At 70.3% G+C, this 12,555-nt stretch carries 10 protein-coding genes; 8 read left to right on the forward strand and 2 right to left on the reverse strand.

Annotated features, from left to right (window positions below):
- Window positions 1-190 precede the first annotated feature (190 nt).
- The 4 genes from QHF84_RS09865 (at window position 191) to QHF84_RS09880 (ending at window position 5,418) form a co-directional block, all read left to right on the forward strand.
- Window positions 191-1,018, forward strand: a complete 828-nt coding sequence (locus QHF84_RS09865; RefSeq protein ID WP_281312965.1) for an SIMPL domain-containing protein — start codon at window positions 191-193, stop codon at window positions 1,016-1,018.
- Window positions 1,015-1,902 (forward strand): acyl-ACP--UDP-N-acetylglucosamine O-acyltransferase, encoded by an 888-nt coding sequence (lpxA, locus tag QHF84_RS09870; RefSeq protein WP_281312966.1) that lies wholly within the window; start codon window positions 1,015-1,017, stop codon window positions 1,900-1,902. Before QHF84_RS09865 ends, lpxA begins: the two co-directional genes overlap by 4 nt.
- 544 nt (window positions 1,903-2,446) lie before the next feature.
- Entirely contained in the window at window positions 2,447-3,637 is a 1,191-nt protein-coding gene (locus QHF84_RS09875) for a M20 family metallopeptidase (RefSeq protein ID WP_281312967.1), read from the forward strand.
- 131 nt (window positions 3,638-3,768) lie between these two features.
- On the forward strand, window positions 3,769-5,418 hold the full coding sequence (locus QHF84_RS09880; protein ID WP_281312968.1) for a serine/threonine-protein kinase: 1,650 nt from the start codon (window positions 3,769-3,771) through the stop codon (window positions 5,416-5,418).
- Window positions 5,419-5,467: 49 nt separating this feature from the next.
- On the opposite strand, the gene QHF84_RS09885 is transcribed toward QHF84_RS09880, so the two are convergent.
- A complete protein-coding gene (locus QHF84_RS09885) occupies window positions 5,468-6,649 on the reverse strand; it encodes a class I SAM-dependent rRNA methyltransferase (protein ID WP_281312969.1) in 1,182 nt (393 codons plus the stop codon).
- 47 nt (window positions 6,650-6,696) lie between these two features.
- On the opposite strand from QHF84_RS09885, the gene QHF84_RS09890 reads away from it, so the two are divergent.
- On the forward strand, window positions 6,697-8,733 hold the full coding sequence (locus QHF84_RS09890) for a hypothetical protein (protein WP_281312970.1): 2,037 nt from the start codon (window positions 6,697-6,699) through the stop codon (window positions 8,731-8,733).
- Between the two features lie 12 nt (window positions 8,734-8,745).
- On the opposite strand, the gene QHF84_RS09895 is transcribed toward QHF84_RS09890, so the two are convergent.
- On the reverse strand, window positions 8,746-9,093 hold the full coding sequence (locus QHF84_RS09895; RefSeq protein WP_281312971.1) for a hypothetical protein: 348 nt from the start codon (window positions 9,091-9,093) through the stop codon (window positions 8,746-8,748).
- Window positions 9,094-9,266: 173 nt separating this feature from the next.
- Here QHF84_RS09895 and QHF84_RS09900 point away from each other — a divergent pair, with 173 nt between their 5' ends.
- Genes QHF84_RS09900 through pxpB form a run of 3 tightly spaced genes read left to right on the forward strand, consistent with a single transcriptional unit; the run spans window position 9,267 to window position 12,555 of the window.
- A complete protein-coding gene (locus tag QHF84_RS09900; protein ID WP_281312972.1) occupies window positions 9,267-10,325 on the forward strand; it encodes a hypothetical protein in 1,059 nt (352 codons plus the stop codon).
- A 20-nt stretch (window positions 10,326-10,345) separates the two neighbouring features.
- Entirely contained in the window at window positions 10,346-11,056 is a 711-nt protein-coding gene (locus tag QHF84_RS09905) for a LamB/YcsF family protein (protein WP_281312973.1), read from the forward strand.
- Window positions 11,053-12,555: a 5-oxoprolinase subunit PxpB gene (gene pxpB, locus QHF84_RS09910; protein WP_281312974.1), complete on the forward strand. Its 1,503-nt coding sequence runs from the start codon at window positions 11,053-11,055 to the stop codon at window positions 12,553-12,555. The genes QHF84_RS09905 and pxpB overlap by 4 nt, the downstream gene beginning before the upstream one ends.

Below are 12,555 nucleotides of genomic sequence, written 5' to 3' on the forward strand. Positions count from 1 at the left end.
CTCCCGAGGCGGCCCGCTACGTTTTCCCTTCGTAGCGGGCCGTTTCCATTTCGAATCACCATCCGTCCGTCCCCACCTGGTCAAAACGCGGCTCGGGCCCCACGCTCGTCCTGGATGCACGCGGCGGCTCGTCCGCCATGGGGGAATTGCGCACGGAGAGGACCTCTCCGCGTCTTGAAAGGGGGGCATCATGGCAATGGCGAAACGTCTCCGGACCGGCTCGCGGCGGCTCGCGGGCGCGGCGCTGGGAATCCTGTCGTTCGTTTTCCCGAGCGCCTCCTCGGCGGTGAAGGCCGAGGAGAAGGGCAGCGGCGCTGCGGCGCAGGAGGGCGGCAAGGCGCAGACGAACATCGTCCTGCAAGAGCAGCTCACGGAGCTCATCACCTCGAGCGGCCGGGGCGAGATCGTGGCGAAGCCGGACGCGATGCGCGCCGAGCTCGGGGTCGAGGTCCAGGCGAAGACGCTGGATCAGGCGCAGAGCGAGCTCGCGCGCAAGATGGCGAACGTGACGAGCGCGATCGAGAAGCTCGGCCTCGACGGCCTCACGCTCCAGACGGCGACGCTGCAAATCCAGCCGGTCCAGGGCAAGCCCGAGGCCGGCCGCGCGCCGAAGATCGTCGGTTATCGCGCGCAGAACACGCTGTCGATCACGTTGCGTCTCGCGAAGGCCGGTGAGCTCGGCTCGCAGGCGGCGAAGCTCATCGACGCGGGCGTCGGCGCGGGCGCGAACGTGGTGCAGGGGATCTCGTTCTTCCTCGCGCGCCCGGAAGAGGCGCAGGCCAAGGCGCTGCACCTCGCGACCGTGGACGCGGAGCGGAACGCGAAGATCCTCGCGGCCTCGTCGGGCGTTCGTCTGCTCGGGCTGCACAGCCTGGATGGCTCGCAGGGCCGGCTGTCGCCGATCTTCCTCGACGTGGACATCGCGAAGGCGTCGCTCGAGCTTTCGACGACGGTCGAGCCGGGGGAGCTCACGATCACGGCGACCGTGGCGGCCCGGTATCACTTCGCGAACCCGTGACGGATCGCGTCCGCCGCGCGAGGCGCCGCGCAGGCTTCGGCCGGCCGGCCCTCGCGCGGCAGAACTTTGCGGGCGTTCGCCTTGCCAAGCGCGGCGCCCGTCACGAGAATGCGCCGCCCGTGGCCGTCTCGATCCATCCCCTCGCGCACGTCGATCCCGGGGCGAAGCTCGGCGCGGACGTCGTCGTGGGCCCGTTCGCCGTGATCGAGGACGACGCGGAGATCAGCGACGGCTGCCGCATCGACGCGCACGCGGTGATCGCGGCGGGCAGCCGCATCGGGCGTCGCAACGTGGTCCATTCGTTCGCGGTGCTCGGCGGCGCGCCGCAGGATCGAAGGTACGCGGGTGAACCGACCACGCTCGTCGTGGGCGACGACAACGTGTTCCGCGAGCACGTGACGGCGCACCGCGGCACCGGGTATGGCGGCGGCGTTACGCGCATCGGGAATGCGGGCCTCTTCATGGTGGGCGTGCACGTCGCGCACGACGCGATCGTGGGAGATCGCGTGACGCTCGCGAACGGGACCCTGCTCGCCGGGCACGTCGTGCTCGAAGATCACGTGGTGACCGGTGGTCACGTCGCCGTCGCGCCGTTCGTCCGCGTGGGCGCGCGCTCGTTCCTCGCGGGCGGATCGATGGTCGAGCGCGACGTGCCGCCGTTCGTCATCGCCGAAGGAAACCGGGCGCGCGTGCGTGCCCTGAACCGCGTCGGGCTCGAACGAACGGGCGTCCCGCTCGAATCACGCGTCGCCCTGAAGCGGGCCTTTCGGGCGATCTTCGTGGGGGATCTTCCGCGCGCCGAGGCCCTCGCGCGATTCGAATCCGACCCGGATCCGTTCGTCCGCGAGCTCGTCGCGTTTCTTCGCGCGCCGCCTCGCCGGTAGCGTGAACGGCGGTTTGTCGAAGCGGGCGCGCAGGCGGTTGCACGCGTGCAGCACCGCGGGCACCGCGATGATCCGCCGCTCGATCGCGCGTTTGCCCGGAACGTCCAGCAGCACGAGACCGATGAAGAGCGTAAGCAGCCCTTGTCCCGGTACGCCAGGCAGGGAGAGCACGATCCCCAGAATGACCAGGAAAAACCCGAGCAGGTTCTTGCCTGCGATCCCGAGGGCGCGCTGCCAGGCCGGACGATCGGCGAGGAAGCTACCTGGGCCGCGCGTCTCCTCGAAATGATCCGGAGGAAGCCGGACGATCACGAACGCCACCACGGCCAGGCTGAGCACGAGGCTCAATCCGAAGACACCCACGCCCACGAAGATCTGCGATGCGTGGATTTCCAGCGTGTGGAGCAAATTCATCCAGCCGCGCCCCCCGCACCGACGAACAACCGCGCCTCGCCGAGATTCCCTGTCATGTAGCGCACGCCGTCATGCGGGCAAGGCGCGCGGAGGGCTCGTCAATCCGAGCGTTTTGGACGAAGCTCCGCGCATGATCGAGGCGGCGAAAGCGCACCTCCATGCGCGGGAAGAAGCGGCCCTCGTGCTGCTCGAAGCGCTCGTCGGGGAGAACTCGTTCACGGACAACGTGCCGGGCGGGACGCGCGTGGGCGAGATGCTCGCGGCGGAGCTGCGCGCGATCGAAGGCGTGAGCTCGGTACGGTCTCATGCGAGCGCGCGGTATGCGCCGCACTGGGTCGCGAGGACGGCGGCGGCGGAGGCATCGGCCGCGGGATGCGTGGCGATCGTGGGGCACCTCGATACCGTGTTTCCGCCCGGGACCTTCGAGGGATTCCGGCGCGAGGGGCCGATCGCGCGAGGCCCCGGCGTGCTCGACATGAAGGGCGGGCTCGTCGTGGTGCTCGAAGCATTGCGCGCGCTCGCGCACGTGGGCGTGCTCGCGCGCGTGCCGATCCGCGTGGTGATCGTGTCGGACGAAGAGGTCGGTTCGCCCGAGGGACAGCACGTGATCGCCGAGGAGGTGAAAGGCGCGGGCGCGGCGCTCGTGTTCGAGGCGGGACGCGTGAAGGATCTCGTGATCACGTCGCGCAAGGGCACGGGCAGCGCGCGTGTCATCGCGACGGGCAAAGCGGCGCACGCGGGCAACGCGCATGCGGACGGCGCGAATGCGATCTGGGCGCTCGCGCGGTTCATCGATCACGCGCAGAAGCTCACGGACTACACGCGCGGCGTGACCGTGAACGTGGGGACGATCCGCGGCGGGCAGTCGAAAAACACGGTGCCGGATCGGGCCGAGGCCGAGCTCGATTTCCGCTACGAGCGGCGCGCCGACGGAGACGCGCTCCTTGTGTCGCTCGCCGAAGTCGCGAAGGAAGCGGCGCTGCCGGGGACGACGGTGACCGTGACGGGCGGCATCGCGCGATCGTCGCTCGAGCGTACCGCGGCTTCCGTGGCGCTTTACGAGGCGTACGCCGCGTGCGCGCGGGCCGCGGGGCTCGGGGACGGCGAGGCGCCGCTCGTGGGTGGAGGCTCGGATGCGGCGACGACGGCCGCGCTCGGCATTCCGTCGATCGACGGACTCGGGCCGCGCGGATCGGGCTTTCACACGCACGAGGAGCGCATCGAGGTGGCCACGCTCGTGCCGAAGGCAGAGGCGATCGTGCGGTTTTTGCTGGGCTACATGCAGAAGTTCGACACGGACGGCTTGTTGCGATCTTCTTGAGGCGCGGCCGTCCTTCTGCGATCCTGACGGACGACAACCGTGCAGGGTCCGGCGAGGTACGAGCTGCGAGACCGGGCGAGGAGCTCGGGCGGCCGCGTTTTGTGCGCGTGCGGGGCTTGGAGGGGGGACGCATGAGCTCGCTCGGGGACGTGGGGGCGGGACACACGCTGGGACGGTACGAGCTGCTCGTGCCGATCGCGCAGGGCGGCATGGCCGTCGTCTGGGCCGCGCGCATGAAGGGCACGCGCGGCTTCCAGAAGATCGTCGCGGTCAAGACGATGCTGCCCGAGCTGTCGCAAGATCCGCAGTTCGAGGACATGTTCCTCGCGGAGGCGGGCCTCGCCTCGCGCATCCGGCATCCGCACGTCTGCGAGATCCTCGATCTCGGCGAGCAGGACGGGCTGATCTACATCGTGATGGAGTGGATCGACGGCGAGCCGCTCAGCCAGCTCGCGCGCGCGGCGCGTCAAAAGGGCGGCGTCCCGATGCTCATCGCGCTCCGCATCTGCCTCAACGCGGCGCTCGGGCTCCACGCCGCGCACGAGCTGCAGGACGAGCTCGGCACGCTCGTGGGGCTCGTGCATCGCGACGTCTCGCCGCAGAACATCCTCGTCACGTACGACGGCGTCGTGAAGATCGTGGACTTCGGCGTCGCCAAGGCCACGGCCGTCTCGGACACGGGCGCGACGAAGGACGGCCAGCTCAAGGGCAAGGTGCCGTTCATGTCGCCCGAGCAGGCGCTCGGAAAGGCCGTGGATCGCCGCACGGACGTCTTCGCGCTCGGCATCGTGCTCTACCAGCTCCTCGCCTCGAAGCACCCGTTCCGCGGCGACAACGACATGATCACGCTGCGCCGGATCTGCGACAAAGATCCGGCGCCGTCGCTCGCCTCGGCGATGCCGAACTGCCCGCAGCTCCTGAACGACATCGTCATGAAGGCGCTCGAGAAGGACGCCGACAAGCGTTACCCGTCGATGGCGGAGTTCGCGCGCTCGATCGATCGTGGGATCGCGGAGCTCAAGCTCGCAGGACAGCCCGACGAGGACGTGGTCGCGTTCGTGAAGTCGATGCTCGGCGAGCGCGCCGAGAAGCGCCGCACGGCGATCCGCGAGGGACTCAAGCTCGCCGACGAGCGCGCCGAGCAACGCGAGCAGCTCAAGGCGCAACGCGCCGCGCTCCTCGCGCAGGCGCGGGCGAACGGCGGGACGATCCCGCCGGGGCTGCTCGCGAGCCACATGCCCTCGATCCCGCCGGGGCTGCAGTCGATCCCGCCGCCGCCTGGAACGACGGACATCGCCACGATCGCGCACGGCCGCGCGAGCCTCATGCCCGGCGCGCTCACCGCGACGCAAGGCGCGCCCTCGCAGCCGACGGCGGCCGCGATCGTCGCCGACGTCGACGCCGCGGCCTTCACCGGAGGCGGGAAGAAGAAGCTCGCCGTGGTGTTCGGCGCGATCGGCGTGCTCGCGATCGGCGGCGCGGTCCTCGCGTTCTCGGAAGGCTCGACGCAGCCGGACGCCGCGACGCAGCCCGCGGCCACGCAGGCGCCCGCGGCGCCCACGCCCGCGCCCACGCCGACCACCCTCCCCCCGCCCGTCACGAGCGCCGCGCCCACGACGAGCGCGACGACGCAGCCCGCGACGCACAACCAGGGCGCGGGGACGAAGGCCACGGCGCCGAGCGGGGCCGGCGCCACGAAGACGCCGAGCACGAAGAGCACCGGCGCCACGAAGTCGGGCAGCCAGGACAACCTGCCGAGGGTGCGTGATCCCGGCTTCTGAGCCGCGCGCCTGATCGTTCGACGCCCAACGGGTTCGCCTGGACGAACCGTCAGGCGAGGACCGCGAACTTGAGGTACCGGCCTTCGAACCACGCGGGCAGCGTGGGGTGATCGGGCGGCTGGCCGTGCATGGCCACGAGCGAGAGATCGTCCCGACCGAGCGCCGCGTCGTCGAGCGTCCCGAGGAACTCCTCGGCCGAGACGTGGCTCGAACAGGACGCCGCGCAGAGCAGCCCCCGCGGCGCGAGGACCTTGGCGAGCGCGCCGTGGAGCTTGCGGTACGCGGCGAGCGCGCGCGGCTTCGTCCGCTCGTTCGGCGCGAAGCTCGGCGGATCCGAGACGATGAGGTCGAACTTGTCGCCACGACGCGCTGCGGCTTCGAGGAACGCGAAGGCGTCGGCCGTGACGAACGCGTGCTTCGCCGGGTCGAGCCCGTTCGCGCGGAACGAGCGTTGCGCGGTCGCGTGCGCGGCGGCGGCGACGTCGACCGAGGTCACGTGCGCGGCACCGCCGAGCGCGGCCGCGACCGAGAAGCCGCCTGCGTAGCTGTAGAGGTTCAGCGCGCGGGCGCGGCGGGCGCCGAACGCGCGGACGCGGGCGCGGTTGTCGCGCTGATCGAGGAACGCGCCCGTCTTCTGCCCGTGCGCGAGGTCGACCTCCATCGCCATGCCGTTCTCGCGCACGATCACGCGGTCCTCGGGCTCGTCGCCGGCGAGCGGGCGGATGCGACGATCGCCGGCCTCGTCGCGGGCGCGGCGGAGCGCGACGCTGCGGACGCCACGCCCGGCGAGCGAACGCGCGAGCTTCGGCGCGAGTTTTTCGATCCACGGATCGAGGTGATCGCCGTCGAGGCGGACGATCGCGACGTGCGCGTACCTGTCGATCACGAGGCCGGGCACGTGGTCGCCTTCGCCGTTGCAGAGCCGATACGCGTCGGTGTCGGGCCCGATGAACGCTTCGCGCCGGGCGAAGGCGCGCTCGATCCGCTCGAGCAGCGCGCGCTCGTCGATGCGCCCGCTCTGGCCGAAGACGCGCACGGCGATGGGGGATTCTGCGTCCCAGAGGCCCACGCCGATCGGCTCGCCTTCCTCGCTCGCGAGGGAGACGGGCGTGCCCGAGTCGAGCTTGGACGGCCGTGCGAGGCCTTCGCGGTACACCCAGGGATGACCACGACGAACGGAGGCGGCGGCGGATCGGGTGAGGCGGAGCGTCTTCGAATCGCGTGCGGTCACGGGGCTTTGGCAAGCCTACTTCCGGGCCCCTCGTGATAGAAGGGCGCATGCGTTTTTCCTGGCCTCGCCTCGCGTTTCCGTTGGTCTTTGCGCTCTCTGCCTCGTGCGGCGGCGCGCCGCCGGCCGTCTCGCCGGACGGGGTCTGGCTGGCCACGTTCGATGCGGTCCCTCGCGCGGACTTCAATCGCGCCGCGGTCGACCTCGATCTGCCGCTCTTCTGGAGCGAGGACGCGGATCAGGACAAGACCCTCGACCCGAACGAGCTCGCGGTGCTCTGGGGCCCAACGCAGACGGAGGAGACTTACTGGGTCTCGTCCGGCGCCTTCAACCCGACGTTCGGCCAGGCGTACGCCTCGATCGTGGACTTCGTGAAGAACGGACCGAAGTTCGAGGGCCTCGCGCCGGGCGAGGTGCTGCGCCGCAAGGCCGTCCTCCGTGAGCTCGAAGCGGGCCGCCCGACGCTCGTCGCCTCGGACTTCTTCGCGGGCGCCGCGACCGACGAGGATCGGGCGATCGTCGGCCACATCCTCGCGGCGGCGCGGCTCGTCGAGAAGATCTACCAGAAGCAGACCGGCACGCTCTCGCTCGCGTCGAAGGTCCCCGCGGACGATCCGGCGAGCCGGCGGCTCTTCTACAGAAACCAGGGCCCGCAATGCGAGGCGCCGGCGACGAAGGGCGACGTCAATTGTTATGCGATCCCGCGGGCGCCGGGCGAGGAGAAGCGCGTCCCGTCGGGGCTCTATCCCGCCGAATTGCAATCGAATCCCGATTTCTGCAAGGTGCTCGCGGCGCGCCCGGACGGCCGCGCGCTCATGAATCCGTTCGTCGTGGTGACGGGCGAGGGCGACGCGCTCAAGGCCGTGCCGTACCACCGCGCCTACGAGAACGACATGCAGGCCGTGGCGCGCGAGCTCGACGCGGCGGCCGAGGCGATCACGAATCCGGACGAGGCCTCGTTCCAGGCGTATCTGCGGGCGGCCGCGAAGGCGTTCCGGGACGGGAGCTGGTTCGAGGCGGACGAGGCCTGGGCGCGGATGAGCACGTTCAACTCGAAATGGTATCTGCGCATCGGCCCGGACGAGACGTATTTCGAGCCGTGCAGCGAGAAGGCGGGCTTCCACGTGAGCTTCGCGCGGATCGACCAGAGCTCGATCGAATGGAAGGAGAAGCTCGATCCGCTCAAGCAGGACATGGAGCAGGCGCTCGCGACGCTCGCCGGCCCGCCGTACGCGGCGCAGAAGGTCTCCTTCAAGCTGCCCGATTTCATCAAGGTCATCGTGAACGCTGGCGACTCGCGAGACGCGTTTGGCGCGACGATCGGGCAGAGCCTGCCGAACTTCGGGCCCGTGGGCAACGAGGGGCGCGGCCGTACGGTCGCGATGACGAATTTTTATACCGACCCGGACAGCATCGCCTCGCAGCACGGGCTCGCCGCGTCCTTGTTCTGCGCGCAGACGATGGCGTCGTACACGGACGATCCGGGGCCGCAGCTCATGAGCACGGTCCTGCACGAGGCGGCGCACAACCTCGGGCCTTCGCATCAATATGCGGTGAACGGCAAGATCGACAGCGAGGTGTTCGGCGGGCCGCTCGCGAGCACGCTGGAGGAGCTCAAGGCCCAGTCGGCGGCGCTTTATTTCACGGATTGGCTCGCCGAGCGCGGCGTGATCGACAAGGAAAAGGCGAACCTCGCGCACGTGCGGGACATCGCCTGGGCCTTCGGCCACATCTCGCGCGGGATGTACGACGAGGCCAAGCACCCGCTGAACTACAGCCAGCTCGCGGCGATCCAGATGGGCTTTTTGCTCGACGAGGGCGTGCTCGTGTGGAACGCGAACGAAAAAGCGCAGAATGGCACGGATGCGGGCTGCTTCTCGGTGAAGCTCGACGCGTTCCCGGCGGCGAGCAAGAAGCTCATGGGAATCGTGGCGAAGATCAAGGGCAGCGGCGACAAACCCGGCGCCGAGGCGCTCGTCGCGAAATACGTGGACGCGCCCGGCGCGTACGCGGATCTGAAGAAGACGATCACCGATCGATGGCTCCGGCAGCCCAAGGCGAGCTTCGTCTACTCGATCCGACGCTGAGGGGGCGCTCCCTCACTGCCACGGATACCGTGTGCAGCCCGAACAATCCGCCCACTTGTAACATCCGCCCCCCGACCGACTCAGCCCGCCGTCGCACGAATCCTGCGCGTAGCAATCGTAGAATGAGCTGACCCACGTCGCCGGCACCCAGCAGTAGCTGCCCGACGTATTTTCCATCCAGTAACACTGCTGCCCCAGGTACGGCGTACACGCAGCAGCCGTCAGGTTCTCCTGGTGCTCGATCTCGACTTCGCTCCCCGTAGGGACCTCCTCGGAGCTCACTCCGCAAGCGCCGATCCCCGCGCTCAGGCCGAACGCCGACAACACCGTGCACCATCGCCCGCGGTTGCGCTTCGTCATGACGAATCCCTCCCGTTTCCCCGCTCATCGAGGCTGAACACGCTTTCCGCAATGGGCGTGCCACGCCTCTGCCGCACCCTTTCTGCCCGTCCCTTTCCCCGCAAAGCAAAAGCGCCGCGTCTCTTCCTGCTCCCGCATGACGCCCCTCCCCCGGCGCGCGCTAAACTCGGCGCATGACCGCCCTTGCCCGCCCGACGACCCTCCTCCTCGCCGCCCTCGCTCCGCTCGCGTTTGGCCTCGCTTCCGGCTGCGCGGAAGGCACGGACGCCCCGCAGGAGCCTTCGACGAGCGCGTCGTCGAGCTCTTCGTCGTCGAGCGGATCGGGCGGCGGCGGCGGCAGCGGCGGCGCGGGCGGCGGCGAGGTCGTGCCCGAGCCCGACGGGCCGCCCGTGCTCACGATCGTCAATGGCGTGAACGATCACGAGGCGATCCGGCTCTGCTTCGTCCCCTACCCCGACGGCGGCGATCCCGCGCCGTATCCGGCCGATCCGTCGGGGCTCGCATTCGCCGCGGCCTCGCGGGTCGATCCGGCGACGCTCTTGCCCGCGGACAAAGACGTGTATCTGCACGTCATCGCCGGTGACCTCACGAAAACCAAGGACCTCGGCTGCGCGGCGCTCACCGAGGGCAATGGGCCGGCGGGCGTCGTGGCGGCGCCCGTCGCGGTGATCCCGGCCTCGGCATTCGTCGCGAAGAGGAGCCTCTTGCTCGTGCCGACGGGCTGCGTCGGCGGGCCCGGTCATACCGATCCGCTCGAAAAAGAGGGGTGTGGCCCGACGTATTCGGCGGACACGCCCAATCCGGGGCTGCTCGCCGCGGCCATGTCGCGCGTGACGGACGAGGGAAACCTCTCGCTCCAGGCCGCGCACGCGGCGCAGCCGATGCCTTCGGTCGACGTGCGGCTCGTGCCCGGGACCGAGGGCGGAATGCCGCAGCAGGTCGCGCCCTCGCTCACGGCGGGCGCGGTCGGGCCGTTTCCGCCGTTCCGGCAGCTCGCGCGGTTCGAAATGGGATCGATCGCGCAGGCGGAGATCCTCACGTTCGTGCCGGGGCAACTCGTGAAGACGTCGGCGTCGCCGCTCGACGCGGCCCTTGCGCGCGGTGGGCTCACGCAGGCGGATTTCGAGGACGGGCGGGCGTTCACGTTCGTCGCGGTGGGCGCGCAGCCGGGCATTGCGGCGGGCGCGTTCTGGCACGCGCTCACGTGGACCGTGGTGCGCTCGGATCCCTAGAATGAAAGGGTGAGGGAATCATGGCCGTATCGCTGAACGTGGACCTCGGCGAGCTACCGGACGAACCGGAGGAGCTTTATTCGATCGCGACGATGGTCAACGTCGCGTGCGGCGGGCACGCGGGCGACCTTGCCACGATGGAGCGGGCGTGCGAGCTCGCGCGCGGCGCGGGCGCCCGGCTCGCCGCGCATCCCTCGTACCCGGATCGGGCCGGGTTTGGCCGGACGAGCATGGGGATGACGAGCGCGGCGCTCGCGGCGTCCGTGCGGTCGCAGGTCGAGGCGCTCGCACGGGCGGCGCGGCGGGTGGGCATTCCGATCGAGGCCGTGAAGCCGCACGGCGCGCTCTATCACGATGCGGCGCGGGATCCGGCGATCGCGGCGGCGGTCGTCGAGGGAATCGACGCGGGGCTCGGTATTCCGGCGGCGCTCGTGGGTCCGCCCGAGGGCGCGCTCGCCCGGCTCGCGGCGGCGGAGGGGCGCGTGTATTTGCGGGAGGCGTTTGCCGATCGGGCGTACGGTCCCGAGGGAAAACTCGTGCCACGCACGCAGGCAGGCGCGCTCATCACGGATCCGGCGGCGGCGCGGGCGCAGGCGTTGCGGCTCGCGGGCGCGGGCACGTTCGAGACGCTTTGCGTACACGGGGATACGCCCGGCGCGCTCACGATTGCGCGGGCCGTGCGCGAGGGGCTCGAATCGGCGGGGCTTTTGGAAATGCGGGGGCGAGCGTGAGCGGCGGGACGAGCGTCCTTTCGTACGGGGAATCGGCGGTGTACGTCGATCTCGGCGTGGAGAATGCACCGGATCGGGCCACGCGGACGCATGCGGCGGCCCGAGCCTTGCGCGAGGTGTTTCCGGGGAGCGACGTGGTGGTCGGCGGCGGCGTGGTCGTCGTGGCGAACCTCGCGTGTTCGGACGAGGTTGTCCGGACGATCACGGCCGCGGTTTCCGGCGCGGCGGGGTCGGATGTGTCCGGACGAACGCACGTGATCCCCGTAGTGTACGATGGTCCGGATCTGGAATCGGTCGCGGGCGCGCTCGGTGGTTCGACGGAGGCGGTCGTGCGCCTGCATGCCGAGCGTGAGGTCACGGTCGAATTGGTCGGTTTTTTGCCGGGATTCGGCTATTGCGGGCCGATCGATCCCAGGCTGGTTTTGCCGCGCCGTGGCTCGCCGCGCCCGCGCGTGCCGGCGGGCAGCGTGGGCATCGCGGGGACGTTCACCGGAATTTATCCTTTCGACTCGCCCGGGGGCTGGAACCTGCTCGGCCGCGCGCCCGGGGTCTCGCTTTTTGATCCGGGCCGCGATCCGCCGATCTTGTTCTCGCCGGGGGATCGGGTGCGGTTCGAACCAGTGAGCGAGGCGGAGGCGGCGCCGGCGCGGAAGGAGATTGTCCCAAATGAACAATCCACGCGCGCCCTCGTCGTGGAGGCCGCGCCCGCGTGCGCGACGGTGCAGGATGGTGGACGCGCGGGGCAGCTCGCGCGGGGGCTTCCGCCGTCGGGGCCGCTCGATCCGCAGACGCATGCGGCCGCGAACGAGGCCGTGGGCAATACGCCCAATGCAGCGGCGATCGAGGTGCCGCTCGGCGCGCTTGTGGTGCGGGCCCGGGGAGATGTCTGCATTTCGGTGGACGGCGCGGCGCCCGTTCGTCTCGCGGATGGAGAATCGTTCCGCGTCGAGGAAGGCCCACGTGCCGTGCGGTATCTCGCGGTGCGCGGCGGGATCGACGTTCCGATGGCGCTCGGCGCGCGGGCGACCTTGCTCGTCGCGCGCCTCGGCGGCGCGGCGGGGCGCGCGCTGCGGCGACGAGATGTCGTGCCCGTGGGCGATCCGGACACCGCCACGCAACCATCGCGCCCTTCCACGCTGCCCGCAGAGAATGAAATCGCAACGATCGTGATTGACGAAGGCCCGCACAGGAACCGTTTTCCCGCGGACGCGCTCGACGTGCTCCTCTCGTCCACGTTCACCATCTCGCGGCTCGGCGACCGGGTGGGGCAACGGCTCGAAGGCCCAAAAATCCCGCGGGATCGGCCCGATCTCGCGCTTCCCGTCCCGATGCTCCGCGGCGCGGTGCAAGTCACGACCGACGGCACGCCCATCGTGCTCGGGCCGGATCATCCGACGACGGGCGGATATCCGGTCCTCGCCGTGGTGCGGCGCTCGTCGCTCGGCGCGCTCGCGCGGCGGCGCCCTGGGGAGCCTTTGCGTTTCGTGCGCGGCGGCTGA

The organism is Polyangium sp. y55x31, from assembly GCF_029946505.1.
GTDB lineage: Bacteria > Myxococcota_A > Polyangia > Polyangiales > Polyangiaceae > Polyangium.